This is a genomic window from Streptomyces xanthochromogenes (assembly GCF_014650455.1).
Lineage (GTDB): Bacteria > Actinomycetota > Actinomycetes > Streptomycetales > Streptomycetaceae > Streptomyces > Streptomyces xanthochromogenes.
On the sequence record NZ_BMUZ01000006.1, the window covers coordinates 17,165 to 42,837 of the forward strand.

At 72.6% G+C, this 25,673-nt stretch carries 23 protein-coding genes; 6 read left to right on the top strand and 17 right to left on the bottom strand.

Annotation, left to right across the window (positions count from 1 at the left end; translation table 11 throughout):
* Nucleotides 1–92 precede the first annotated feature (92 nt).
* Nucleotides 93–575 (top strand): DUF309 domain-containing protein, encoded by a 483-nt coding sequence (locus IE267_RS16920; protein WP_189763791.1) that lies wholly within the window; start codon nucleotides 93–95, stop codon nucleotides 573–575.
* On the opposite strand, the gene IE267_RS16925 is transcribed toward IE267_RS16920, so the two are convergent.
* The 6 genes from IE267_RS16925 to IE267_RS16950 all read right to left on the bottom strand — a co-directional run bounded on the left by IE267_RS16925 (nucleotide 565) and on the right by IE267_RS16950 (nucleotide 6,551).
* Nucleotides 565–1,194, bottom strand: coding sequence for a LutC/YkgG family protein (locus IE267_RS16925; RefSeq protein ID WP_189763792.1), 630 nt, complete (start codon nucleotides 1,192–1,194; stop codon nucleotides 565–567). The two genes, IE267_RS16920 and IE267_RS16925, sit on opposite strands and share 11 nt — an antisense overlap.
* Nucleotides 1,191–2,609 (bottom strand): lactate utilization protein B, encoded by a 1,419-nt coding sequence (locus IE267_RS16930; RefSeq protein WP_189763793.1) that lies wholly within the window; start codon nucleotides 2,607–2,609, stop codon nucleotides 1,191–1,193. The genes IE267_RS16925 and IE267_RS16930 overlap by 4 nt, the downstream gene beginning before the upstream one ends.
* Entirely contained in the window at nucleotides 2,606–3,361 is a 756-nt protein-coding gene (locus tag IE267_RS16935; RefSeq protein ID WP_189763794.1) for a (Fe-S)-binding protein, read from the bottom strand. The genes IE267_RS16930 and IE267_RS16935 overlap by 4 nt, the downstream gene beginning before the upstream one ends.
* 23 nt (nucleotides 3,362–3,384) lie before the next feature.
* Nucleotides 3,385–4,614: a cytochrome P450 gene (locus IE267_RS16940; RefSeq protein WP_189763795.1), complete on the bottom strand. Its 1,230-nt coding sequence runs from the start codon at nucleotides 4,612–4,614 to the stop codon at nucleotides 3,385–3,387.
* Between the two features lie 144 nt (nucleotides 4,615–4,758).
* Nucleotides 4,759–5,616 (bottom strand): class II fructose-bisphosphate aldolase, encoded by an 858-nt coding sequence (locus IE267_RS16945; protein ID WP_189763796.1) that lies wholly within the window; start codon nucleotides 5,614–5,616, stop codon nucleotides 4,759–4,761.
* A 53-nt stretch (nucleotides 5,617–5,669) separates the two neighbouring features.
* Nucleotides 5,670–6,551 carry an SIS domain-containing protein gene (locus IE267_RS16950; protein WP_189763797.1) on the bottom strand — a complete coding sequence of 294 codons (882 nt, stop codon included), beginning with the start codon at nucleotides 6,549–6,551 and terminating at the stop codon, nucleotides 5,670–5,672.
* 140 nt (nucleotides 6,552–6,691) lie between these two features.
* Between IE267_RS16950 and IE267_RS16955 the strand changes: the two genes are divergently transcribed.
* Nucleotides 6,692–7,471 (top strand): DeoR/GlpR family DNA-binding transcription regulator, encoded by a 780-nt coding sequence (locus tag IE267_RS16955; protein WP_167152167.1) that lies wholly within the window; start codon nucleotides 6,692–6,694, stop codon nucleotides 7,469–7,471.
* 114 nt (nucleotides 7,472–7,585) lie between these two features.
* Here IE267_RS16955 and IE267_RS16960 read toward each other — a convergent pair whose 3' ends face one another.
* Nucleotides 7,586–8,185, bottom strand: a complete 600-nt coding sequence (locus IE267_RS16960; protein WP_189763798.1) for a TetR/AcrR family transcriptional regulator — start codon at nucleotides 8,183–8,185, stop codon at nucleotides 7,586–7,588.
* A 171-nt stretch (nucleotides 8,186–8,356) separates the two neighbouring features.
* Between IE267_RS16960 and IE267_RS16965 the strand changes: the two genes are divergently transcribed.
* Together IE267_RS16965 and IE267_RS16970 are read left to right on the top strand one after the other, a co-directional pair.
* Nucleotides 8,357–9,274 carry a phosphatase PAP2 family protein gene (locus tag IE267_RS16965; protein ID WP_189763799.1) on the top strand — a complete coding sequence of 306 codons (918 nt, stop codon included), beginning with the start codon at nucleotides 8,357–8,359 and terminating at the stop codon, nucleotides 9,272–9,274.
* Entirely contained in the window at nucleotides 9,271–10,185 is a 915-nt protein-coding gene (locus IE267_RS16970; protein WP_189763800.1) for a DMT family transporter, read from the top strand. The genes IE267_RS16965 and IE267_RS16970 overlap by 4 nt, the downstream gene beginning before the upstream one ends.
* A 102-nt stretch (nucleotides 10,186–10,287) precedes the next feature.
* Here IE267_RS16970 and acuI read toward each other — a convergent pair whose 3' ends face one another.
* The 4 genes from acuI to IE267_RS16990 form a co-directional block, all read right to left on the bottom strand.
* On the bottom strand, nucleotides 10,288–11,274 hold the full coding sequence (gene acuI / locus IE267_RS16975) for an acrylyl-CoA reductase (NADPH) (protein ID WP_189763801.1): 987 nt from the start codon (nucleotides 11,272–11,274) through the stop codon (nucleotides 10,288–10,290).
* A 130-nt stretch (nucleotides 11,275–11,404) separates the two neighbouring features.
* Complete coding sequence (locus tag IE267_RS16980) at nucleotides 11,405–14,074, bottom strand: glycoside hydrolase family 31 protein (RefSeq protein ID WP_229861277.1); 2,670 nt, start codon at nucleotides 14,072–14,074, stop codon at nucleotides 11,405–11,407.
* 510 nt (nucleotides 14,075–14,584) lie between these two features.
* The gene (locus IE267_RS40430; protein WP_373304559.1) at nucleotides 14,585–15,493 is read right to left on the bottom strand and encodes a DUF308 domain-containing protein; all 909 of its coding nucleotides are present in this window, start codon (nucleotides 15,491–15,493) and stop codon (nucleotides 14,585–14,587) included.
* Between the two features lie 198 nt (nucleotides 15,494–15,691).
* Entirely contained in the window at nucleotides 15,692–16,306 is a 615-nt protein-coding gene (locus IE267_RS16990) for a class I SAM-dependent methyltransferase (protein WP_167152174.1), read from the bottom strand.
* Between the two features lie 81 nt (nucleotides 16,307–16,387).
* Between IE267_RS16990 and IE267_RS16995 the strand changes: the two genes are divergently transcribed.
* On the top strand, nucleotides 16,388–17,077 hold the full coding sequence (locus tag IE267_RS16995) for a TetR/AcrR family transcriptional regulator (protein ID WP_189763803.1): 690 nt from the start codon (nucleotides 16,388–16,390) through the stop codon (nucleotides 17,075–17,077).
* Nucleotides 17,078–17,119: 42 nt separating this feature from the next.
* Here IE267_RS16995 and IE267_RS17000 read toward each other — a convergent pair whose 3' ends face one another.
* The 6 genes from IE267_RS17000 to IE267_RS17025 form a co-directional block, all read right to left on the bottom strand.
* Nucleotides 17,120–18,730 (bottom strand): FAD-dependent oxidoreductase, encoded by a 1,611-nt coding sequence (locus tag IE267_RS17000; RefSeq protein WP_189763804.1) that lies wholly within the window; start codon nucleotides 18,728–18,730, stop codon nucleotides 17,120–17,122.
* Between the two features lie 67 nt (nucleotides 18,731–18,797).
* Nucleotides 18,798–19,766, bottom strand: a complete 969-nt coding sequence (locus IE267_RS17005) for an AurF N-oxygenase family protein (RefSeq protein WP_167152180.1) — start codon at nucleotides 19,764–19,766, stop codon at nucleotides 18,798–18,800.
* Nucleotides 19,767–19,904: 138 nt separating this feature from the next.
* Nucleotides 19,905–21,422, bottom strand: a complete 1,518-nt coding sequence (locus IE267_RS17010; protein WP_189763805.1) for a flavin-containing monooxygenase — start codon at nucleotides 21,420–21,422, stop codon at nucleotides 19,905–19,907.
* A gap of 193 nt (nucleotides 21,423–21,615) precedes the next feature.
* Nucleotides 21,616–23,229, bottom strand: a complete 1,614-nt coding sequence (locus IE267_RS17015; protein ID WP_189763806.1) for a Na+/H+ antiporter — start codon at nucleotides 23,227–23,229, stop codon at nucleotides 21,616–21,618.
* 107 nt (nucleotides 23,230–23,336) lie between these two features.
* The gene (locus tag IE267_RS17020; protein ID WP_167152186.1) at nucleotides 23,337–24,200 is read right to left on the bottom strand and encodes an SCO6745 family protein; all 864 of its coding nucleotides are present in this window, start codon (nucleotides 24,198–24,200) and stop codon (nucleotides 23,337–23,339) included.
* Nucleotides 24,201–24,258: 58 nt separating this feature from the next.
* Entirely contained in the window at nucleotides 24,259–24,963 is a 705-nt protein-coding gene (locus IE267_RS17025; RefSeq protein WP_167152188.1) for a GntR family transcriptional regulator, read from the bottom strand.
* A 164-nt stretch (nucleotides 24,964–25,127) separates the two neighbouring features.
* On the opposite strand from IE267_RS17025, the gene IE267_RS17030 reads away from it, so the two are divergent.
* The gene (locus IE267_RS17030) at nucleotides 25,128–25,667 is read left to right on the top strand and encodes a YbhB/YbcL family Raf kinase inhibitor-like protein (protein WP_167152190.1); all 540 of its coding nucleotides are present in this window, start codon (nucleotides 25,128–25,130) and stop codon (nucleotides 25,665–25,667) included.
* Nucleotides 25,668–25,673 lie beyond the last annotated feature (6 nt).

Genomic DNA, 25,673 nt, shown 5'->3' on the forward strand with positions numbered 1-25,673 from the left:
TGCCCGTCTGACCTGGGGTTTCCCCCGGCCGTTCGTGCATGAGAACCATACCGCACTCCGGCACCGCGACAGGAACGGGGGACAATCGGCACATGGACGGTTCCGCACGTGATCGTGATGCCGAGGGGCGGGCGCGCAACGCGCGGCCCAGGGACGGGCTCGGGCGGCCGCTGCCCTACGGCGCCGACGGGGTGGCCCGTCAGCCGGAGGGCGTGGCGCGCACGCCCGGGCAGACCCTGGCCGAGGCCCAGCGGCTCCTCGACGCCGGGATGCCGTTCCACGCGCACGAGGTCTTCGAGGACGCGTGGAAGTCGGGCCCCTCGCGCGAGGAACCGCTGTGGCGGGGCCTGGCTCAGCTGGCGGTGGGCCTCACACATGCCGCGCGCGGCAACGCCCGGGGCGGAGCCTCCCTGCTGGAGCGCGGCACGGACTCCCTCGCCCGGTACGCGGCCGGGAACGGCGTGCCCACGTACGGGATCGATCTGGCCGGGCTAGCGGCCTGGGCACGGGAGTTGGCGGAACGCCTGCCGGGGCCGCTCGACGCGGCGGCCGAGGCGCCCCGGCTCAGGGGCTGAGCAGGACCACGTCCAGGGTGCGGGGGCCGTGCACGCCCTCGACCCGGTCGAGTTCGATGTCACTGGTCGCCGACGGGCCGGAGATCCAGGTCAGCGGCCGCCCGGGGTCCAGCCGCGCCATCGCCTGCGGTACGGACGCGACGATCTGGCCGGGCACCCGCACCACGCAGATGTGGTGGTCCGGCACGAGCGTGATGCGGCGTCGCCCCTGGGCCGGTCCCCCGTCCAGGACGAGGGTGCCGGTCTCGGCGATCGCGAGGGCGCAGCCGGTGACCACGCTGGTGACGGCGTCGAGATCCGCGGCGGTCGACTCCGCTCCGTCCTCCACATGTGCGCAGGCGGCCTCCGCCAGCCACTCGGGCGGCAGCCCCCGCGGTACGAGGACACTGCCGGCCCCGCGCGCGGCCAGGAGTCCGGCGACGAGGGCACCGATGCCCGCTTCATCCGTGCGGTGCACGCGGGCACGGTAGTCGACGAGGTTCTCGTGCAGCAGGTCGAGGACGGCCGCCGGGTCGTCGGGCGTGTGGCTCACGAGGTAGTCGCGGACGACCGGCGGGGCCTCGGGAGCACCCTCCACTGCGGCCCGGACCCGGGCCAGGATGCGGTCGCGCGCGTTCATGTGCGGTTCTTCCTCCACCAGTCACGGAAGGGTTCTGCGGGGAGTTCGGGCAGGTCGCGGCTGTCGGTCCAGGCGCCGGCGCCGGGGGGACGCCTCGGGTGCAGGGCGCGGGTCCGCGACGCCGCCCGCTCCCCCGCGGCCATGGCCCCGGGGTGGTCCATGGCCCAGGTGGCTGCCTTCATCGCGGCCTTCTCCAGGCGGTGCCCCGGGCCGCCTCGGTCGGCCACCTTCTCGCGGAGGTGGACCAGGACCTCCGGGATGTCGATGGCGACCGGGCACACCTCGTAGCAGGCGCCGCACAGCGAGGAGGCGTACGGCAGCGACGCGTCGATCTCGCTTGTGGTGCCGCGGAGTTGAGGGGTCAGAATGGCGCCGATGGGGCCCGGGTACACCGAGCCGTAGGCGTGCCCGCCGGCCCGTTCGTAGACCGGGCACACGTTGAGGCAGGCCGAGCAGCGGATGCAGCGCAGCGCCTGGCGGCCGACGTCGTCGGCGAGGGCGTCGGTGCGGCCGTTGTCCAGCAGGACGAGGTGGAAGGTCTGGGGGCCGTCGCCGTCGGCCGTGCCGGTCCACATGCTGGTGTACGGGTTCATGCGCTCGGCGGTCGAGGAGCGCGGCAGGGTCTGGAGGAAAACTTCCAGGTCCTGCCAGGTGGGGACGGTCTTCTCGATGCCGACGACGGAGATCAGGGTCTCGGGCAGGGTCAGACACATCCGGCCGTTGCCCTCGGACTCGAAGACGACGAGGGTGCCGGTCTCGGCGACCATGAAGTTGGCGCCGGAGATGCCGACCTTCGCCCGCAGGAACTTCTCGCGCAGGTGCAGCCGGGCCGCCTCGGCGAGGTCGGCGGGGTTGTCGGTGAGTCCTTCCGGTGCGGGCCGGCCCCAACCGGCCATCCTGTCGCGGAAGATGGCGCGGATCTCGGCGCGGTTGCGGTGGATCGCCGGGACCAGGATGTGCGAGGGCCGGTCGTCGCCGAGCTGGACGATCAGCTCGGCGAGGTCGGTCTCGTAGGCGTGGATGCCCTCGGCGGCGAGCGCCTCGTTCAGGCCGATCTCCTGCGTGGCCATCGACTTGACCTTCACCACCTCGGTCTCTCCGGTGGCTTTGACCAGGTCCCCCACGATGCGGTTGGCCTCCGCCGCGTCCGCAGCCCAGTGGACCGTTCCCCCGGCAGCCGTGACCGACTCCTCCAGCCGCAGGAGATGGCGGTCCAAATGACGGAGCGTCAGGTCCTTGATGCGCTTGCCCGCCTCGCGCAGCTGCTGCCAGTCGTCGAGTTCGGCGACCGCCTTGGCGCGCTTGTCGCGGATGGTGTGGGTGGCGTGCCGCAGATTGCCGCGCAGGGTGGTGTCCCGCACGGCGTCGCGCGCCGCCTTCGGGAACGCGGGCATGCCGACGAAGGTGCCGCTCACAGATGGGGCTCCGCTTCCGTGCTGAGGAGGATCTCGGCGATGTGGAGGGCCCGCAGGGGGGCGTCCTGGCGGTGGAGGATGCCGCCGATGTGCATCAGACAGGAGTTGTCGGCGCCGCACAGCACATCGGCTCCGGTGGCGACGGCGTTGCGCACCTTGTCGGTGCCCATCGCCGCGGAGACGTCCGGGTTCTTGACGGCGAAGGTGCCGCCGAAGCCGCAGCACTCCTCGGCGCCGGGCAGTTCCCGCAGCTCCAGGCCCTTGACCGCTTCGAGGAGCCTGCGCGGCCGGTCGCCGAGGCCCAGCAGGCGCAGCCCGTGGCAGGAGGGGTGGTAGGTGACGGTGTGCGGAAAGTACGCGCCGACGTCGGTCACGCCCAGCACATCGACGAGGAACTCCGTCAGCTCGTACACGCGCGGGACCAGCGACCGCGCGACCTCGGCCAGTTCGCCGCCCCGCCCCTCGGCGGCCGCCCGCCGGCCGATGCGCGGGTAGTTGTCACGGATCATCGCCACGCAGGAGCCGGACGGGGTGACGACGTGGTCGTAGCCCTCGAAGACGCGGCCCGTCCGGCGCACCAGAGGTTCGGTCTCGTGCCGGTAGCCCGTGTTGAACTGGGGCTGTCCGCAGCACGTCTGGCCGGCCGGGAAGTCGACCTCGACGCCCAGCCGTTCGAGCAGCTTGACGGTCGCGATGCCGGTGGCCGGGTACACCGCGTCATTAACGCAGGTGACGAAGAGTGCGACGCGCATGGTCGGAGGATATGTCGTGGCGCCTACCAGAGCACCGGCAGTTCCTCGGGCGAGCGGTGGATCATCGTGGGGCGCATGACGACGGGTCTGTCCTCCGCGAGGCGCAGTCCCGGGAGGCGAGCCGTCAGGAGTTCGAGGGCGACCCGGAGCTGTTCGCGGGCCAGGGACGAGCCCGGACAGCCGTGCACGCCGTATCCATAGGCGAGGTGGCGCGCGGGCGGGCGGGTGATGTCGAAGACGTCGGGGCGTTCATGGCGGCTCGGGTCGCGGTTGGCGGAGCCGTACGCCACGAACACCACTGCCCCTATGGGGAGTTCGGTGCCGGACAGCATGACCGGGCGGGTGGTGATGCGGCGGAAGCCCTGGATCGGGCTGTCGTAGCGGGCGGCTTCCTCGACGGCGGACGGTATCAACTCGGGCTTCTCGCAGAGCAGTTCCCACTGCGCCCGATGATGCAGCAGGTGCAGCACCGTGGAGCCGATCAGGGCGCTCGTGGTGAGGTGCCCGGCGAGCAGGAAGTTCTGCAGATGGGCGACCATCTCGTGCCGCTCGTCCAGGGTGAGTTCGGCACCCGGTGACTCCCCGCCCGCCGCGAGCGCGCCGATCAGCGAGGTGCACAGGTCGTCCTGGGGGCGGGCGTGGCGCTCCCGTACGTAGGTGTCGAGGAGGTGCTGCATCGCGACGACGTCGCGCGCGGCGGCCAGTTGGCCGGGCTCGTCCATCGGCCGGAACAGCAGCTGCTCGGCACGGTAGCCGCCGTGCACGGCGAGCGGCACGTCGGCCGGGTCGAGCCCTACGAGGCGTCCGATCACCTGGCCGGGCAGTTCGAGCGCGAACTGGGCCATCAGGTCGGCCGAGCCGCTCTCGGCGAAGCCGTCGATGAGCGCGGTGGCCCGCTCCACCGCGTACGGCACGATCGCGGCCACGCGGGCGGGCGAGAGGCCGTGCACGATGGGGGCGCGCAGCCGTTGGTGCTGGGCGCCGTCGGAACTGACCACGACGGGGCGGCCGCCGAAGCCCCGGCCCATCTCGGCGAGCACCGTGGGCCCGGGCAGCACGTCGGGGCGCAGCACGTTGGCGGAGGAGAACGCCTCGGGCCGGCGCAGGACTTCGCGCACATCCGCGTCCCGGGCCACCAGCCAGGCGTCGAGCTCCGGCACGAAGGTCAGCCCTTCGGCCTCCCGGGCCCGCGCATAGTGCGGATAGGGGTCGCGCTGCAGCGCGTCGAGCCGAGCGTGCTCATGCCTGTCCACAGGCCCATCGTCTATGACGTCCGGCCACATCGGAAGAGCGCCGGACGGGCAGAACGTGGCGCTTTCGCCGCCGGGCGGCCGACAGGGCCGCGACGCCTCCGCCGCCGGGTGCCCGACGGGGCCCCGGCGGCGGGTTCCCACGCCTCAGACGGTCCGGTCGAGTACGCCGATGAGCCGGGTGACGGTCGCGGCCATCGCCTGACGGCCGACCGTCAGATAGGTGCGGGCGTCGACCGCCTCGGGGTTGGCGGCGAGGTAGCTGCGAATCGCGTCGGTCATCGCGATGTTGAGGGCGGTGCCGATGTTGACCTTGGCGATGCCGCCGGCCACGGCCGCCGACAGGGCGTCGTCCGGAACCCCGGAGGAGCCGTGCAGGACCAGCGGCACCCGCAGCGCCTCGTCGAGCCTGCCCAGGAGGGCGTGGTCCAGTTCGGCGGTGCGCGAGGTCATGGCGTGGGTGCTGCCGATGGCGACGGCGAGCGCGTCGACGCCCGACTCGGCGACGAACTGCCGCGCCTCGTCGGGGTCGGTGCGCGCACCGGGCGCGTGGGCGTCGAGCGGCGCCCTGCCGTCCTTGCCGCCGACCTCCCCCAACTCGGCCTCGATCCAGAGCCCTTGGGTGTGCGCCCAATCGGCGGCGGCGCGCGTCGCCGCCAGGTTCTCCTCGTACGGCAGGTGGGCCGCGTCGTACATGGCGGAGCTGAATCCGGCGTCGGCGGCCTGGCGCAGCAGCTCGTCCTGCTTGACGTGGTCGAGGTGGAGCGCGACCGGTACGGAGGCCGCCTCGGCGGCGGCCACCGCCGCCCGGGCCAGCGGCAGGACCCGGCCATAACGGAACTTGACCGCGTTCTCGCTGACTTGGAGCACGACCGGCGACTTGGCCGCCTCCGCGCCCGCGATGACCGCCTCGGCGTGTTCCAGCGTGATGATGTTGAAGGCCGCGACCGCGCGGCGTTTGTCGGCGGCCTCGGCGACGAGTGTGCCGGTCCGGGCGAGTGGCATCAGTGCTTCCCCTTCACCTGTGTCACGTTGTTCGGTCTCTGGTGCCGGCCCGCTCAGGCGTCGAGGATCACCGAGCGGGTGAGGTGGCGCGGCCGGTCCGGGTCCAGGCCGCGGGCGGCCGCGACGGCGACGGCGAGGCGCTGGGCGCGGACGAGTTCGGCGAGCGGGTCGAGGCGGCCCTCGATCCACAGGGCGCCGGTGGCGGCCACCTGCTCGGCGAGCCCTTCGGGGGCCTCGCCGAACATCCAGGTCGCGGTCGAGGTGGTGGAGATGCTGATGGGGCCGTGGCGGTACTCCATCGCCGGGTAGGCCTCGGTCCAGGAGAGCGACGCCTCGCGCATCTTGAGGGCGGCTTCCTGGGCGAGGCCGTTGGTCCAGCCGCGGCCGAGGAAGCTGAACTGGGTGGATCCCACGAGGCCTTCGGGCAGCGGCTCGGCGAGCGCGGTGCGCGCGTCGGCGACGGCCTGCTCGGTGTGCAGCCCGAGGTGGGCCCGCAGCAGCGTGAAGGCGGTGGTGGCGAAGCGGGTCTGGACGACCGACTCCTCGTCCGCGAAGTCGAGCACCACGATGTCGTCGGCGGCTTCCATCACCGGGGTGGTGGGGTCGGCCGTGATGGCGGTGGTCCGGATCCGGCCGCGCACCTGCGCGAGGAGGTCGAGCACCTCGGTGGTGGTGCCGGAGCGGGTGAGCGCGACGACCCGGTCGTAGCGGCGGGCTGCGGGGAACTCGGAGGCGGCGAAGGCGTCGGTCTCGCCGAGGCCCGCGCTCTCCCGCAGGGCGGCGACGGCCTGCGCCATGAAGAAGGAGGTGCCGCAGCCGACGACGGCGACGCGCTCGCCCGCGGCCGGCAGGGCGTCCTTGTGCTGGAGAGCCAGTTCGGCCGCCCTCTTCCAGCATTCGGGCTGACTGCTCAGTTCGTTCTCGACATGGCTCATGCCGGGCTCCCACCCTTGGATGTGACGCGCTGTCGTGCTTGTTTCTGCAAAATATAGCTCGATATCGAGCACGATCAAGCATATGGGCGTGCGCTAAGGTCACTACGGACGGTTACCGGTACGAAGAACGGAGGGCGCGGATGTCGCGCGACGCCCGCTGGCAGGCGCTGCTGGAGCTCCTCGTGGAGCAGGGCCGTCTCGATGTCGACGAGGCAGCCACGGCCCTCGGGGTGTCGGCCGCGACGATCCGGCGCGACTTCGACCAGCTCGCCGAACAGCAGATGCTGGTGCGCACCCGGGGCGGAGCGCTCGTGCACGGGGTGTCCTACGAGCTGCCGCTGCGCTACAAGACCGCGCGCCAGGCCTCGGAGAAGCAGCGGATCGCGAAGGCGGTGGCGGATCTGGTGGCGCCGGGCGAGGCGGTCGGCCTGACCGGCGGCACCACGACGACGGAGGTGGCCCGCGCGCTTGCCGTGCGGCCCGAACTGGCCCATGGATCACCGGCGTTGACGATCGTGACGAACGCGCTCAACATCGCCAACGAGCTGGCGGTGCGGCCGCAGTTCAAGATCGTGGTGACCGGTGGGGTGGCCCGCCCCCAGTCCTACGAGCTCACGGGCCCCCTCGCGGGCGGCGTCCTGAACCAGATCACGATGGACGTGGCGGTGCTCGGCGTGGGCGCGTTCGACGTGGTGCACGGGGCCTCGGCGCACGACGAGGACGAGGCCGGCATCAACCGGCTCCTGTGCGAGCGGGCCGAGCGGGTCGTGGTGGCCGCCGACTCCACGAAGCTGGGCAAGCGCACCTTCGCCCGGATCTGCGCGACGGACCAGGTGGGCACGCTGGTGACGGACACGGCAGTCTCGGACGCGACGGTCGCCGAGTTCACCGAGGCGGGCGTGACGGTCATCGCGGTCTGACCGCGCCCGGCCCCCTCGGCGACCCTCCAGCGGAGGGCCAACTCACGTACAGCACAGGCAACTTGGGCCATAGCCCTCACAGGCGCTGTTCACCGGGGCGGGCCCCGGGCCGGCTCAGCCGATCCGCAGGGCCGGCAGCACGACGGACTCGATCAGCCCGAGCACCGTGCCCTCGCCGTGGAAGCGGTCCTCGAAGAGCCGCTCCACGCGCAGCATGCCCATGACCATGGGGGCGACGTAGTCGATCGCCGGGTTGTCCGGGGCGACCTCGCCGCGCTCGACCCCGCGCCGCAGCATCGCGTCCAGAGCCGCGATCTCGGGGTTCAGCACGGTCTCGCGCAGGGCTTCGCGCAGATCCGGATGCTTGATGTAGGCCTGCCCGACGGCCTCCATGAGTGCCGTGTCGGGCCCCTCGCGCCGGCCCACCGCGCGGGCCGCCTCGCGCAGGTCCCCGGCGAGCGAACCGGTGTCGATGCCGGAGAAGAACGAGCAGCGGTTCCGGCCCAGCGCCGCCGTGACGAGCAGGGGCTTGTTCTTCCACTGCCGGTACAGGGTGGCCTTGCCGCACTTGGTGCGCGCGGCCACGCCCTCCATCGTCACGGAGTCGTAGCCGCCCTCTCTGAGCAGGTCGAGCACCGCGTCGTACAGCTCAAGCTCACGCTCGGGGCTGATCTTGCTGCGGCGGGCAGCGGCCGTGGCGGCCTGCGTCGACATCGTTCCCTCCGGAGAAAAACAAGGGGCACTCCTGCACGTACGAGAGTAGGCTCCGCTCAATCGAGACGCAAACGTATCGAGACGTTTGCGTCTCGATGAGTTTCGCTCTAGCCTTCCTCTGTTTGCTTGTGTTTTTTCTTCGTATCGATCCAGGTTCAAAGGGGCCGGAGCATGTTTGCCGGTATAACCACGGGGGCGCGTCGTCAGACCCGCCCCGCCGGACCGGAGACGACCGCCGCACGGCCGCCCCTGGTGCGCGAGCTGCTGCTCGTGACCGCGCTCTTCCTCGTGTACAAGTTCGGCCGTCAGCTGGCCAACGGGCACGAGGCGAGGGCGTTCGACAACGCGGATCGCGTGTGGAGCTGGGAGCGCGCACTGCACCTGCCCGGCGAGGGCGCCGTCCAGCATCTGCTGCTGCACAGCGACACCCTCGTGAAGGCCGCCAACACCTTCTACGCGACCGTGCACTTCCCGGCCACCGTGGCCTTCCTGGTCTACCTGTACCTGCGCCGCCCGGGTCACTACCTGTGGTCGCGCCGGGTCCTCGCCGGCCTCACCGCCGCGGCCCTGGTGCTGCACATCACGGTCCCGCTGGCCCCGCCGCGCATGCTCACCACGGCCGGACTCGTCGACACCGCACAGGTCTACGGCCCCTCCGTGTACGCGTCGACGCCGGACACGGACACGATGGCCAACCAGTTCGCGGCGATGCCCTCGCTGCACTTCGGCTGGGCGCTGATGGTCGCGATCGGCATGATCATGGCGACCCGGAGCCGCCGGCGGTGGCTGTGGCTGCTGCACCCGCTGCTCACCCTGCTCGTGGTCGTCGGCACCGCGAACCACTACTGGCTGGACGCCATCGTGGCCACGGCGCTCCTCGGCACCGTGCTGTACTTCGTGCCCGCGCCGAAGCGGCCCACACAGTTGCCTGCGGCATCCAAGCGGGCGGTTCGTCGGCCGTCCGTGCCGCAGAACGCGCCCGGGACGACCCCGCAGTCGCACCCGGCGCCCGTGCCCCAGCAGGCACCCGTAGCGTCCGCAGTTTCCGCGCGCACCCCCGCGCCCCAGCTCTCCGAGGCCGTGCGATGAACGAATCCGCGCTGCTCGCCATCCTGCTCTCGCTCGCCTCGGCCGCCGGCTACGCGCTGGCCGCCGTCGGCCAGTCCCGGCTCGCCGCCCAGGGCGGCGGCGGCATGGGCCAGTTGCTCACCCGGCCGCTGTGGTGGTGGGCCGTCGGCCTCAACGCCGCCGGTGCCCTCATGCACGTGGCCGCGCTGCACTACGGCCCGCTCACCCTGGTCCAGCCGCTCGGCGCCCTCACCCTGGTCGCCGCGCTGCCGCTGTCCGCGTACTACGCGCGGCGCCGTGTCACCCGGCGCGAGTGGCGCGGCGCGGCCTGGACGCTGGCGGGGCTCACCGGGCTGATCGCGGTCACCGGGCCCGCGAGCCCCGGCGACGCGCTCAGCCTGAGCGAGGCGCTCGCCATCGCCGCGGCCACCGCGCTGCTGCTCGCCTTCCTGGTGCGGGCCGGGGCCCACTCGGCCCGCGGCACCGGCCTCGGCCACGCCACCGCGTCCGGCATCGCCTCCGGTGTGGCCTCCGCGCTGACCCAGACGGTCACCGCCTCGCTCTCCCGCGAACTGCCCGGCGGCCCGCTGCCCTGGTGGGGCACCGCCTTGGTCGCGGTGCTCGTGGCGACGTTCGCCGTCGGCGGCCTCCTGCTCTCGCAGGCGGCCTACCGCGGCGGCCTCGCCGCCCCGCTGGCCGTGGTGAACCTCGCCAACCCGGCGGCCGCCGCGGTCATCGGAGTGGCGCTGCTCGGCGAGAGCTTCCACGGCGGTCCGCTCGGCTGGCTGACCGCCGCCGCGTCGGCGGCCGTAGCGGCCCGCGGCGTGATCATGCTGACCGGCGCCACCCCCGCCGACCTCCCCACCCCGCTCCCCACGGCCCTGCCCACCGACCTCCCGACCCCGGAACCGGCGGTACGGATCACGGCCTGAGCGGCGGGCCCGGGCAGGCAGCGTCCCTCGCCGGCCCGCGGCCCGGGCGCGCCTCGGACGTCCAGCGCGACGGCGTTCCTGGCCTCGCCGGGTGCGAGCCCGTCAGGCGTTGACGTCGACCACGGTCCGGCCGCGCACCTGCCCCGCGAGGATGCGCTCGGCGACGCCCGGCACCTCGTCCAGGCCGATGAGCGTGGTCATCTTCTCCAGGCGCGTCAGGTCGAGGTCCCGGGCGAGGCGCTCGTAGGCGCGGACTCGGCGGTCCATCGGGGCCTGTACGGAGTCGATGCCGGCCAGGGTCACCCCGCGCAGGATGAACGGCAGGACCGTGCCGGGCAGGTCGGGGCCCTGGGCGAGGCCGCAGCTGGTGACCGTGCCGCCGTAGCGGGTGCCCGCGAGGACGTTGACCAGGGTGTGGCTGCCGACCGAGTCGACCGCGCCGGCCCAGCGCTCCTTGCCGAGCGGGCGGCCGGGTGACGAGAGTTCGGCACGGTCGACGATCTCGGCCGCGCCGAGGTCACGCAGGTAGTCCGCCTCGGCGGGCCGCCCCGTGGAGGCGAGTACCCGGTACCCCAGCTTGGCGAGCAGCGTCACCGCGACCGAGCCGACACCGCCCGCGGCCCCGGTGACGAGCACATCGCCGCTGTCGGGGGTGAGGCCCGCGTCCTCAAGCGCGAGCACGCTGAGCATCGCGGTGTAGCCGGCGGTGCCGATCGCGGCGGCCTGCCGGGTGGTGAGCGCGGCGGGCAGCGGGACCAGCCAGTCGCCGCTGACCCGGGCCTTCTGCGCGAACCCGCCGTCGTGCTCCTCCCCCACGCCGTACCCGTTGAGCACCACCTTGTCGCCGGGGGCGAACGAGGCGTGCGAGGACGACTCGACGGTGCCCGCGAAGTCGATGCCGGGCACCAGCGGATACGTCCGCACGACGCCCTTGCCGTGGACGAGCGCGAGGCCGTCCTTGTAGTTGACCGTCGAGTAGTCCACGGCGACGGTCACATCGCCCTCGTGGAGGTCGTGCTCCTCCAGGGCGACCGTGTCGACGCGGTGGCCCTGCTCGTCCTTGGACACACGGATGGCGCGGAATGACATCGAATCCCTCTCCTGCGGTCGGGGCTGTGCGGTCCTGCGTCGATCTTGCCCCAGCCTCCCCCGCGCGCATGCGGAGGGGCCGCACCGGACGGCTCACGGCACGGCCCCCGACCCGGTGGCGGTCCTCAGGTCACGCGATCTCGACGGCGAAGCCGTGCGCGGTGGACCGCGACGGCGTCTTCACCTCCGTCACCCCGGTCGCGGGATCGAAGAACCAGCCGGTGCCCGCCGCGGCCAGCCCGGCCGCGGAACCGTAGCGCTGAAGACGCGTGCCCCCGAGCGCGACGATGCCCGGGGCGGCCTTGGTGTGGACGGTGAACCGGTACGCACGAGAGGCGGGCTTGCCCTGGTAACTGCCCACGGCCGCACCGACGTCGATGACCGAGGCCCTCCCGGCCGAGGTGACCCGCACCCGCTGGGTGGCGGAGGCGCCCTTGGCGAACTGCCGGGTGACGCCGTCGTCCTCGTACAGCGTGTAGGAGGAACTGCCCGCCTTCGGATAGATGTCGTAGTCCAGCTCGCCCTTGTCCCGGCTCTGCCAGGACGTGGTGCCCTTGGGCCACATCGGCACGATGGAGCCGCCCTTCACGAAGAGGGGCAGGGTGTCCAGCGGAGCCGCGTAGCCGTCGATCGTCGTGGGACCCTGGTAGGTCCTGCCGGTCCAGTAGTCGGTCCAGGTGCCCTTGGGCAGATAGATGCCGTTGCGGACGCTGGTGTCGCTGTAGACGGGCGCGACCAGGAAGTCGGGTCCGGCCAGGAACTCGTACTTGGCGTTCGCGCCAAGGGTGTTGGGGTCGTCCGGGTACTCCAGGGAGAGCGGGCGGACCGCGCCGACGCCGGTCTTCGTGGCGTCCTTGGAGAGCCCGTACATGTACGGGATGAGCCGCTCCTTCAGCTGGAGGTACTTCCGGTTGATGGAGGCGTACGGCTCGCCGTCGAGCCAGGGCTGCTGATCGGCGGCCTTGCCGGTGGTGAGGTCCTTGGCCCAGCCGTCCATCGTCATGATGGCGGGCAGGAACGCCTTCCACTGCAGGTCGCGGGCGTACATCTTCGGGTCGTGGCCGAAGATGCTGCCCACGTCGCCCGTGTTGTACGCGATCCCGGAGAGCGTGGCACCCGCGTACGTGGGGATCTGCCAGCGCAGATAGTCCCAGCTGAGCTTCTGGTCGCCGCTCCACAGGACGCCGCAGCGCTGGGCGCCGGACCAGGAGACCGGCAGCCATACGAAGCCGCGCGCGTCGCTGTTGTCCTCGATGCCGGACTTCGCCTGGTCGCAGGCGTTCAGGGCGAAGCCGTAGCCGTTGCCGACCCAGGCGACGTCCAGTTTCGCGACCCGCTGGCCCGCCTTGACCTGCTCGGCGAGCTTGTCGAGGCCGTCCTGGGTCCACAGCCCCAGCTGGGCGTTGTGGGCCTGGAGTCCCTTGCCGGTCTCGGCGAGGTTCTCGTAGCCGCAGCCGTAGCCGTCGTTGACGAGCATCCAGCCGAGCGGCATCTGGTTCCGGGTGTACCCGTCGGCGACCTTCAGCGCGTCCAGGGTGTGCCGCTCGCCCCGGTTGGCGTTGTGCAGGTAGCAGTCGGAGTCGCCCGGTTCGAGCCCGTACACCGGCGGCATGAACGGCTTGCCCACCAGCGAGGTGTACTTGCCGATGACGGACTTCACGTCGCCGGTGAAGTAGTAGGCGTCCAGGCGCCGTTCCTGCTGTCCGGTCCGCACCCGCGGCCCGAAGTCGTACGCACCGGGCGTGAAGGTGTTGCGGAAGACGCCGTATCCGGCGGACGAGATGTAGAAGGGCTGGGAGTTGTTCCAGCCGCCCTCGTTCCAGTTGGTGTTGTTGCCGACGTTCATGACCTGGTCGCGGTGCGAGAAGCTGCCGTTCTGTTCCCCGCCGCCGAAGAACTGCTCGTCGGCGCCGCGCGTCAGGCTCTGCCGCATGCCGCCGGAGGTCCAGCGCAGCGGGTCGGCCTCGGACCAGATCACGGTCTTGTTGTCGCCCTTGTAGAGCGCGAAGCGCAGGGGCTTCTTGTAGACGCGCAGGACGACGTCCTTGCTGCGGATTCCGTAATAGACGCCCGCGTCGAAGGAGTTGGTGTTCCGCTGCGGCTCGGGCCTGCTCTGGATCATGTGGCTGCCGGGCGGGTCGGTGAACGTCCCGTCCGGGGCGGCACGCAGCCGCATCGTGTCGTCGGCGAGGAAGTCCACCCGCGCCTTGAGCGCCCCGGCGGCGATGTCGTACGTGCCGCTCTTGCCGCCGAAGGAGGTGAGGTTCCCGGCATCGGTCGGCTCGGGCAGGTAGGCGGTGCCCGTGAACGAGTTGTGGTGCACGTCGTAGGGGACGACGACCACGTGGTACGTCCCCGACGCCTTCGGGATGACGGTGGCCTCGGGGTCGGCGGTGCCCGCGCTGGAGGCGACCTGTTTGCCGGCGTCGTCGTAGACGTACAGGTCGAAGTCGTCGGTGGGGGTGGCCCATTGGACGGAGACCGGCACACCGCCCTCCGGGTTGTCGTCCCACTGCCCGGCCGGCGGCTTCACGGTCAGGTCGAAGCGGGCGCAGACCGCACCGTCCGGGTCCTGCGCGGGTTGCGGGCACTTGTCGGGCGAGTCGACGGTGCCCTTCTCGTAGACCGGGCTCTGCCAGGTCAGGGACTTGGTCCCGCTGTCCAGGGTGCCGCCGGGCGGCGTCTCGCCCTCGGCGTGGGCGGCCGGAACGGCCAGGGCGGTGAGGGCGAGCGCCAGCACCGAGAGGACGGCGACGGCGGGCCGTCGGGGCGGGTGGGAGCCATGCCAGGGGGTCCGCAAGGTTTCGTTCTCCGTTCGTACCGAGCAACAGCCGGGCGCGGCGTGCGTGTTCATGCTTGGAACCGAGGAGTTTCGAGCATCAAGATTCACCGTGAGGCGGGTACATGTCAACGGGTGGGGCGTGAGGGGGTGGCCAACCCCCGTGTGGTGCGGGGTGGTTGGTGTGTGAACGGTGGATATGTGCGGCGACGCCGGGGCGGGTTGGGCGCGGCGGGGCCGTCGCGCCCGGCCCGGCCGAGGGCCGGCACCCCCTCCGGGACCGGGCGGAAGGCAGTCCCGCGCGAGGCTCCACGAGGTCCTGCGAGGCCTCTTCGAGCCGGGGAGGCCCCGGGCGGCCCGGTTCGAGGGTCGGCTCCACGAGAGGAGTCCCTCGGCGCGGCCCTCGCCGTACGGGCGGACACGATCGCTCCCGCATCGCACCCCGAGACCAGGGCGGGCGCGACGGCCGAGCGTCGCGACAGCGGGATACTCCCCCGCACGCGGTCGTGCGGCGTTCGCCGCCGCGGGCCGTTACGGCAGGACGAACCAGTCCATGCCGAACGCCGCCGCCAGGCCCACCACGAGCAGCCAGGAGCCGAGCCGGGTGCGTCCGTTGCGGCTCAGCTCGATCACCACGCCGCAGAGGATGAGGGCGAGCCCGTACACACCGACCACCAGCACGGACGAGCGGGTGGCCAGTCGGACCACGAGGATCACGCCCATGGCCGCCATGAGCACACCGGCGGCCACCATGCGGACCCGCCGGGCCTTCCAGGGCGCCATGCCCTGCCGCACCTCGGGCTCGGGCTGCTCGGCCTCGGGCTCGTCGCCTGCGGCCGCCAAGTCCGCTGTCCCCTGCGGTAGTTGGGGGGACCTGGCCGGGGCGGCGGGCCGGGAGGTTTCCGGGATACCGGCACGCTCGGGACGGCTGGGCGAAGCCGGCTCGGCCTCGGCAGAGGCGGGGCGGTCGGCCGGGTCGGGGCCGGCGGAGGCGGCACGGTCAGCCTCGGCAGAGGCGGGGCGGTCGGCCGGGTCGGGGCCGGCGGAGGCGGCACGGTCGGCCTCGGTAGAGGCGGGGCGGTCGGCCGGGTCGGGGCCGGGCGCCCCGCCGGACCCGGTGCCCTCGTCCGGCTCACGCGCCTCGGCAGCACCTCCGGGCGTGGCTCGCCCTGAACGTCCCGGGGCCTCGGGCCCGCCCGCTCCCGGGAGTTCCGCCGCGTCGGGCGCATCGGCGGGCCCGCCTTCCGGGCCGCCGGTCCCGGCGCCTCCCGGCGCGTCGGTGCCCGCGCCCGCATCTCTCGCATCCCCGGCCGCAGCGCCGCCCCGCCCGCCCGAGGGCCGCTTCGAGGCCTGGCCCGGTACCGTCGCCTCCGCCGCGTTCGACGCTCCGCGCCCTTCCGGCGCCGCGCCCACCGCTTGTTCCTGATCCGAGGTGCTCATGAGCCCGGATCGTAATCGCTCTTCCACCACGACATGTCACCCGTACCGGTACCGCCGTCGGACCTCGATGCGAGCCCGCTCACGGAGCGTCACCGCACAGGACCACCTCGAACTCCGGGACAGCGCACGGGCGGTGAGCGGCGCGGACGAGGGAGTCCTGCGGCTCCGCGCCCGGCCGCCTCCTCGGTGTGCCCGGGGTCAGCGGTCGCGGCGATGGACGCTGACGGCGTAGCCGCCGCCGTCGTCGTAGGGAGCCGCGTCCCAGGTGGCGAAGCGGGCGACGGGGGCGAGGCCGGCGGCGGCGCAGTGGGCGTCGTACTCCGCGAGCGTGAAGGACGGCGGCACCGGCAGATGAGCGGCGTCGAGGCCGAAGCCCGCGACCAGCAGGCCGCCCGGGCGCAGGGCCGCCGTCAGCCGCTGGACCACCGCGGCCTCCGTGCCCGGCGTCACCAGCGGCAGGACGTTCCCGGCGGCGACGACGAGGTCGAAGTCCGCGGCGATGCCGAGCGGGGCCGGATCGAATGCGGACAGATCGGCCTGGAACCAGGGCAGTCGGGGCGCCCGCTCCCGCGCCACCTCCAGCATCGAGGCGTCCAGGTCGACGCCGACGCAGTCGTACCCGAGCTCGGCAAGGCGGATCATGACCCGCCCGGTCCCGCACCCGGCGTCGAGCACCCGGGCGCCCGGCGGCAGCAGGGCCGCGCAGAACGCCGCCTCGCCGTGCACGTCCTTTCCGTCACGGACCAGCGCCTCGAAGCGCGCGGCGTACTCGGCTCCGGACGTTCCACCGGTCAATTCCTGCCAACGACTCATGCGGCCGACTGTAGATCGTCGGGTGCTCCGGCCGTCACCCGGACCCGGGGGCGCGCCGATCCGGTCCGATACCCTGACGAGGTGGCGGACAGAACCGGCGGAGAGCCGCAGATCGATGGACGCTCCACCCGGTGGGACGAGCACAAGGCGCAGCGTCAGGTCGACTTGGTGGACGCCGCCGTCGCGCTCATCGAGGAGGAGGGCACGCGCTTTCGCGTGCAGCGTCTCGCCGAGCGGGTGGGGCTGCCGCGGTCGGTGCTGTACCGGCATTTCAAGGACCGCGCCCATCTGGACGCGTTGATCCGCCGCCGGGTGGTGGACTCGTTCCTGCGACGGATGGAACCCACCCTCAGCTTCGAGGGGACCGTCGAGGACGCCGTGCACCGGGTGGTGGGCGCGCACCTGGACTGGGTGGCCCAACACCCGCGCCTGTACGCCTACATGGGGGTCGCGGAGCACGCGATGGGCGACGGCTCGCTGGTGGCGGACACCAAGACGGCGATCGCCCTGATGCTGAGCGACCGGTTCGGGGACGTCCTCAAGGCGCTCGGGGTGCCGCAGGCCCCGATCCGTTCGGTCGCGATCGGCATCGTGGGTTTCGTGGACACCGCGGTCAACCAGTGGGTGCGCGACGAGCGGCGTGAGCAGTCCGAGGAGGAGTTGCGCGCGATGCTGTGCCGCTCGGTCTGGGCGGTCCTCGACGCGACCCTGCGGGACCTGGGCGTGGAAGTGTCGCCGCAGCAGCGCGTGTCGGACCTGGAGCGGCACTGAGCGTGCTCCCCGGCACCGGTGCGGGCCCGGCCGCCGGGGCCCTCAGCCGCGTGCCGCCGGAACGGCCCGCGCCGCCGCGCGGTGCAGGGACTCGGTGTCCGTGAGCTTGACGCGGGGACGCCCCTGGGCCTCGCCCGTCGCCCGCTCCTCGCGGTCTATGGCCCGCCAGGCGTCAAGGCCCAGGGCGTTCCCCGGCGTGCCCGCGGTGGACACCGGCCTGGTGAGGCGCCCGGCGGCGAAGTCGTCCAGGAGGGATTCGACCGTTTCGTGGGCACAGGTCTTGTTCGTCCCGATGAAGCCGGTCGGTCCCCGCTTGATCCAGCCCGCGACGTAGACGCCGGGCTCGACCCGGCCGGACTCGTGCGGGACCGTCGCGGTGTCCTCGTCGAAGGGCAGGCCGGGGACGGGCCGGGCCCGGTAGCCGACGGAGCGCAGCACCAGGCCGGTCTCCAGGGTGCGGACGTCGCCGGTGGGCCGGGCGCGGACGGTGCCGTCGCCGTCGGTGCCCAGTGTGGTGGCGGTGACGTCGAGGGCTCGTACGGAGCCGTCCCCGACGATCCGCACCGGGGCGGTGAGGAAGCGGAGCACGATGCGGCGACGGCCCTCGACCGGCGTGCGGGCGGCCAGCTCCGCCATCAGCCGGGTCTTCTCGGTGGCATCGGCCGCGAGGTCGGCGGGCCACCCCTCGACGCACACGTCCACGTCCTTCAGGGCACTGAGCGCGAGGAGTTCGGGCACGGTGAACGCGGCCTGGGCGGGTCCGCGGCGGCCGAGGAGGACGACCTCACGGATGCGGCCGGCGCGCAGCGCGGCGAGGGCGCGGTCGGAGATGTCGGTACGGGCCAGGGCGTCGGGGTCGGCGGTGAGGACGCGGGCGACGTCGAGGGCGACATTTCCGTTGCCGATGACGACCGCGCGTTCGCAGCCGAGGTCGTGGTCGTCGTGCGCGTGGTCGGGGTGGCCGTTGTACCAGGCGACGAAGTCCGTGGCGGAGACGCTGCCGACCAGGTCCTCGCCCTCGATGCCGAGGCGCTTGTCGGTCGCGGCGCCGACCGCGTAGATCACCGCGTGGTGCTCGCGCAGCAGGTCGGCATGGGTGACGTCGGTGCCGACCTCGACCCCGAGGCGGTAGCTGAAGGCGGCCTGCGACTCGATGGCCCCGAACAGCTCCGTGACCAGCTTGGTGTCCTGGTGGTCCGGCGCGACGCCGGCCCGTGCGAGCCCGTACGGGGTCGGCAGGCGGTCGTAGACGGTGACGCGCACGCCCGAGTGGCGCAGCAACTCGTCGGCGGCGAACAGTCCGGCCGGTCCGGCGCCGACGACCGCGACCTTCAACTCACCTACGGGCAGGCGGCGTTGTCGCGGCACCACGTACATGGGGGCACGGTCGGCGTGCGCGTTCTCCCTGTAGTACGAGGCGTTCAGCTCCAGGAACGGCAACTCCGCCTCGCCGAGGGCCGTGTGGGGTTTGAGCGCGTCCACCGGGCAGGCCGTCGTGCAGGCACCGCAGTCCACGCAGGTGCGCGGATCGACGTACAGCATCTCCGTGGTCCCGAAGCCGGGCTCGCCCGGGGCGGGGTGGATGCAGTTGACCGGGCAGGCCAGCACGCAGGAGGCGTCGGCGCAGCAGGATCGGGTGACGACGTACGGCACGGCGGGCTGGTCTCCGTTCGGGTGTTCGGCGAGAGGCGGCGCGGGGGCCTGCCCCGGCGCGCGGGCTTCAGTCGGTGAGCGGGGCGGGCTCGCCGCGGAAGCGGGCGGGGCGGCCGTCGATGCGCAGGGCCCGCCACAACGGCCGGGACGCCTTGTTCATCAGGCCGATGTCCTCGGCGAGCATCCGCACGTCGGAGAAGAGCTCGTGGAGCAGCTTCCGGCCGGCCTCGGACCGCCAGAAGACGTCCCTGATCACCCAGGCCGGGATGCCGACCTGCTCGGCGGACTTCCGGTCGGGAATCATGATGACGTCGCACAGGCTGCGCATGATCAGCGGGAAGAGCACGGACAGAGCGCCGCGCCGGGCCTTGCCGAAGCGCGGGACGCGCAGGCGCAGGAACTCGTGCGCGAAGGAGATGTGGCGGGCTTCCTCCGCTATGTGGATCTGCATGATCCGCTGCGGCAGGGGATGCACCGGCTCCCCGCTGCGCAGGGCCCCCTTCTGCAGGTGGTCGATGGGCTCCTCGCCGGCCAGGATGCCGGTGAAGAACGCCTCCGGGTAGAGGGAGCCGAGCAGCGGCAGGACGCGGCTGAGCCGGCGGAACCAGCGCTTGCCGCCCTCGGCGTCCACGCCGGTGCGGTTGACCAGCTCCTGGAACATCTGGGTGTGGTGGGTCTCTTCGGTGATCTCGTGGGTGAGATACCTGAACTCCTGGTCCTGGTTGCCCAGTTGGTAGACGTAGTCCAGCGCTCCGCGCATGAGCAGGTTCTCGAACTGCATGCCCACCTTGGCGATCACCGCCCAGCGCCAGATCCCGATCCGGATCCGCGTCTCCAACGGCTGCTCCTGGTACCAGGGGTGGGCGCCGAGCGCGTCCGCCGAGGTGAGGACCCAGCGCGGGTCGCTCGGGTCGACGGCGAACTCGGGGTCGTCCCAGGCGATGTCGGTGAAGGCGTTGAAGTGGACGTTGACGGAGCCCTCGGACAGGGTCCGCAGGCGCTCGTCGTAGGCCTTCCTTGTCAGGTGCTCGGTCATGTTCGTCCTCGCTTGTCTGGTGGGCCGCCCCGGCGGGGGCGGAGGGACGGTGCGCGGGCCGGGCCGGGATGCAGGGGCGGCGTGCGGAGCCGGCGTGACGGGTGCCGGGGGCGGCGCCGGGAGGCACCGGCCCGGCGGTCAGGCGGCGCGGGTCGGTTCCTGGGTGCCGGCCGCGGTGTCCGCGCCGGACGGGCCCGCCTTGGCGAAGCGCAGCGGGGCGTCCTCGATGGGGGCGCCGCGCAGCATGGCGCGGTCGCGGTAGTAGTTGTTCCACAGCCGCCACGGGTCGCGGGTGCCCTGGCGCGGCATGACCTTGTCGGCCCGCGCGATGTAGCCGGAGGTCAGCGCCTCGCCCATGACGGAGAATTCCGAACGGTCGGCTTCCGTTGCCACCGGGGTGGCGATGTCGTGCCCGTGGCGCCGCATGTGGTCGAGGAGGCGTGCGGTGTAGTCGGCCGCCAGGTCCGCCTTGAGGGTCCAGGAGGCGTTGGTGTATCCGATGACGAGGGACATGTTGGGCACGCCCTCCAGCAGGACGGCCTTGTAGAGCACGCGGTTGGTGACGTCCACCGGGCTGCCGTCGACACTGAGCGCCATGCCGCCCAGGAGCCGGACGCTCAGTCCGGTGGCGGTGACGACGATGTCGGCCTTCAGCTCCTTGCCGGACTTCAGCCGGATGCCGTCGGCGGTGAACGTGTCGATGCGGTCGGTGGCGATGGCCGCCTTGCCGCTCTTGAGCACCTTGAACAGATCGCCGCCGGGGACGACGCACAGCCGCTGGTCCCAGGGCTTGTAGCGCGGGCTGAAGTGGCGCATGTCGACGTTCTTGCCGGCCCGGGCCCGCACGAGGCCGAGCAGGAGCTTGCGGGCGAGCCGGGGGTACTTGCGGCAGAAGGCGTAACTCCCGCGCTGCAGAGCGATGTTGCGGGTACGGGCGATCTTGTGGGTCAGCCGGGCCGGGGCACGCAGCTTCTGCAGGACGGCGGTGACCGGGTCGACCTCGGGCAGGGCGAGGATGTACGTGGGAGAGCGCTGCAGCATGGTGACGCTCGCGGCGGACCCGGCCATCGCGGGGAGCAGGGTGATGGCGGTGGCGCCGGAGCCGATGACGATCACGCGCTTGCCCGTGTGGTCGAGGCCCTCGGGCCAGTGCTGGGGGTGGACGAGCGTGCCCCGGTAGTCCGCCTCGCCGGGGAACTCGGGGCGATAGGGCTCGTCGTAGTCGTAGTAGCCGGTCGCGCCGACGAGGTAGCCCGCGCTGTACGACTCGCGGCCGCCGGTGGTCTCGTCCTCCACGTCGACCGTCCACCGGCCGTCGGCGTGCGAGAAGTCGGCGCTGACGGCGCGGCGGCCGAAGCGAATGCGTTCGAGGACCCCACCGTCGGCCGCGGCGTCCTCGACGTACTGCCGGATGTCCGCGCCGCCGGCGAGAATGCGCGCCTGACGCCAGGGGCGGAAGCCGAACCCGAAGGTGGACATGTCGGAGTCGGAGCGGATGCCGGGGTACCGGAACAGGTCCCAGGTGCCGCCGACCCGGGCGCGCCGCTCAAGGACGACGACCGAGGCGCCGGGATTGTCCCGCAGGACGTGGCACGCGGCGCTGATACCGGAGATCCCGGCGCCGATGACCAGGACGTCGACGTGCTGCTGCTCCATCGCGGAGATCCTCGCTCTCGCTCGTGGGCACCTGGGCGGGGCAGCGGCGGGAAGCCGCTGCCGCTCGGGGCGCTGACGCTTGCTCAGACTCGTGGTGACACCCGTGCGCGTACTCGCAATTTACCTGCGACACGGCGTTTCAGATACCGCCGGTAACGTGAGCTGGATCACGTCGACCGGGAAAGAGGCCCGCTCACTCCCCCACCGGAACGTGCCCCAGCAGGTGGAGTTCCTCGGTGTCGAGCCGGCCCTGCAGGCGGCGCAGCACCGTGTCGTCGATGTCGCCCGTGTCCCGCAGCCTGATGACGACCGCGCGGCGCTCGGCGAGGAGCGCGAGGCTGAGTGCCGTGTGGTCGTCGGTGAGGCGCACCGGGTGGACGGCGAGCTCCTCGGGATCGTCCGGGATCGAGGCGCAGCGCTGCGCGACCGCGTCCGCGCGCAGTTGGTGCGAGCGCAGGATCGCCTCCCGCACGGTGGGGGCCGTCTCCAGGCGGGTGGCCAGGTCCGGCAGGGCCGCGAGCGCGGACGCGAGCGCCGCGGACTCGGCGAGCCACTCCTCCCGGGCGACCGTCCGGTCGTGCGGGATCCGCGCCCAGCGCACCACCCACGGCAGGATCAGCGCCTGCGTCATCGTCACGACGATCACCACGCCGGTGACGAAGACGATGAGCTGACGGGACGGGAACGCCGCACCGTCGTCGAGGTGGGCGGGGACACCGAGTACCGCGGCCAGCGAGATCGACCCGCGGAACCCGGACAGGGCGCTCACGGTCAGGCGCCGGCCCGAGTACGTCGTACCGGAGGCGCGGGCGGTGCCCCTGCGGACGATCCGGAAGAACCCGGCGACGCCGAAGTAGTAGGCGAAGCGGACCGCCACGAGCGTGCCGGCCACGGCGAACCCGGTGGCGAGCGCGCGCGGGATCTCGGCGTCGCCCATCGCGCGTACCGAGTAGTCGAGTTCGACGCCGATCAGGACGAACAGGGAACCGTTGAGGAGGTAGGTGGCGACCACCCAGAAGTTCTGTGCCTGGACCCGCACCTCGGCCCGTACGGTGCGCGGACCGCTCTGGCTGAGCATGAGGCCGCACACCACGACGGCGACCACGCCCGAGGCCTCGATGTCCTCGGCGACGAGATATGCGGAGAACGGGGCGAGCAGCAACAGCACTTGGCCGCGCAGCGCGTCCGTCTGCGCCATCCGGGCCCGGAGCCACTGCACGACCGTGCCCGTGACGAGGCCGATCAGCGCGCCGCCGCCGTACCCGAGGACGAACAGCCATCCGACGTGCGGGGCGGTGATGTGCTCCGTGCCGACGGTCACGCCGACCGCGATGCCGTAGACGACCAGCGCCGTACCGTCGTTGAGGAGACTCTCGGCACGCAGCAGGGTGATGTCCCGGCGCGGCAGGAGCCGGGCCACGACGTTGACCGCGGTCGCGTCGGTCGGCGCGACGGCCGCGCCCAGTACCCAGGCCGGGCCCCAGCCGATCCCGAGTCCGTGCGCGACGCAGGCCACGGACGCCGCCGAGGCGATGACCAGCAGCGTGGCGGCCAGGGCGACATCGGTGAGGTGGCGGCGGATCTCGCGCAGGGACGTGTTGAGGCTCTCCCAGGCGAGGAGCGCGGGCAGGAACAGCAACAACACGACTTCGGACGGCAGTTCCACCTTCCGCAGCGCGGGGATCAGCCCGATCAGGACGCCCATGACCATGAGCACCACGGGCGGCGCGATGCGCAGCCGGTCGCCGAGGGCGGAGCCGACCAGGACGGCGACCCCCAGCAGCACGACAAGCTCCAGACCGAGCACACGTTCCTCCCTCAGACACGGCGGTGCCCTCAACTGTGCCGTGCGCCGGTGCGGAAGCCGGCCGCGGTGACCGGGTGTCGGCCGGGACCGGCCCGCGGCCCCGGCCCTCAGCCCTTGCCGAAGTGCACCGCGGGGAAGGCACCCGCCGCCCTGAGGGTTCCGGCGAAGCCGCCGGCCAGTTCGGTGAGGCGTGCGGTGGCGGCCGGGCCCAGGTGGTCGTAGGGGGCGGCGTCGAGGCGGTCGGTGAGCGCCTCGGTCTCGGCGCGCAGGGCCGTGCCCTCCCGCGTGAGGCCGCCCGCCTCGTCCAGCAGGCCGCGCTCGCGCAACTGGTTCCGGGCGGCGGCCCATTGCCGCGCGGACCACCCGCGGGTCCGCATGAACAGGGCCGATGTCGGTGCCGTGCCGGTGGCGTTGTGCAGGACCAGCGCCTCGATGCCGGACAGGCCGGCGACCGCCAGGGCGGCGAGGTGGCCGTCCCCCCGGTGTTCGCGCAGCAGCGTCGCGGCGTGCCACAGGGCCAGGTGCGGTGCTTCGGGTACGGGGAGGTCGGCGTTGGCGGCGTACAGCGGTCGCGCCTCCCGGCGGCAGGCTTCGGTGGCGTGCAGCGCCAGTTCGGCCGCCTCGGTCATGTCCGGGGACGTGAGGGCCTCCTTCCCGAGCAGTCGCCGCAGCGTCCGGTCCGCGCCGCGCAGCCGTGCCGAGAGCACCTCTTCCGGTGTGGTGGCGGTCCATGCGGCGGGGATGTGCCGCCGCACGTGCTCGTGGTTGAAGTTGTAGAACGTCGCGGTGACGGTGCCCGCGTCGACGGCACCGAGCGGTGCCGCGCGGCCCGCGAGGTAGGTCATGGCTCCGCGCTCCAGCCCGAGTGCCCCGAGTTCGTCCTCGGGCTCCGGCGCGAAGTACACGGCCGAGTGCAGGGGGCTGATGGCGTTGTGGCAGTCGCGGCCCGTGCTCGCTTCGAGGGTGGTCATGCTGTGGCTCCGGTTCCGGTGATCGGGTGGGGGCGTGCGGCCGGGCGGGCAGGGCCCATCAGGCTTCGTCCGCCGGTTCGTGGTGGGGGCAGTCGGTCAGCCCGTTCGCGGTCTGGGTGAGGTGCTGGGTCAGGACCTCGGCCGCGGCGTCGGCGTCGCGGGCGAGGGCCGCGGCCTCCAGTCGGCGATGCTCAAGGGCGCCGTCCCGCTGGGGGTTGCGGTACGCCGACCAGCGGCGGGCCAGTTCGCTCGCGGTCCACATCCGGTCGAAGCTCTCCAGCAGGACGGCGTTGTCGCACCCCTCCAGCAGGGTGCGGTGGAAGAGGCGGTGGGCTTCGGCCCATGCGCCGCTGTAGTGCTCGCCCTCCTCCGGTACGTAGGCCGGGGTGCGGGCGAGACGGTGGTGGGAGGCCCGTACGCGGGCCTCCCAGTCCACATCGCCGCGTTCGATGGACATGCGCAGCATGACCGGTTCGATCGCCCGACGGGCCTCCGCGATCTCCTGCCAGCGGCGGTCGGAGTAGGCCGGGACCGCGAAACCGCGATTGGGCAGGCGGTCGGCGAGGCCCTCGCCGACCACTCGCACGAGCGCCTCACGCACGACGGCCAGGCTCACGCCCTGCTCTTTGGCCAGGTCCTGCGGTTTGAGGGGAGCGCCGGGGGCGTGATCCCCACGCATGATCGCCTCCCGCAGGCGTGTGTAGACCTGCTCGGAGAGCATCTGCTTCCCCGCCGAGGCCGGGGTATGGGTCGTCTGGGTCATGACTACACAATAGACGATCCCAGAGATAATCGATTATCAGTGTTATCGTCGATCTCGATCGAGGGCGAGCGGAAGCGGACCACATCGCCTCGTGGCGCCGCTACGGCGGGACCTCCGCCGACCGCATCACCACCACCCCACGCACATCCGAGAGGGACAACACCATGAGTTCCAACGACCCCTTCGCCCGCCTCCCCGAGGCGGCCGCCTTCACCGTCGTCAGCACCACCGTCACCGACGGCGGCGCCTGGCCGATCGCGCAGTACTCCGGTCTCTCCGGCGTCCCTGGCGGGAAGGACGTCTCCCCGCAGCTCTCCTGGAGCGGCGCCCCGGACGGCACCAGGAGCTACGCCGTCACGGTCTACGACCCCGACGCCCCCACCGGGTCCGGGTTCTGGCACTGGGCGGTCGCCGACATCCCCGCCACCGTCACCGAGCTGCCCGAAGGCGCCGGCGACGAGACCGGCCCGGGGCTGCCCGAGGGCGCCTTCCAACTGCCCAACGACGCCCGCGCGGCCCGCTTCATCGGCGCGGCCCCGCCCGCCGGACACGGCCCGCACCGCTACTTCACGGTGGTGCATGCCCTCGACGTCGACACCATCGGCGTCCCCGCCGACGCCACCCCGGCCGCCCTCGGTTTCACGATGGCCGGCCATGTCCTCGGCCGCGCCGTCCTCACAGCCACCGCCGAGACGCTCGCCTGACGGAAC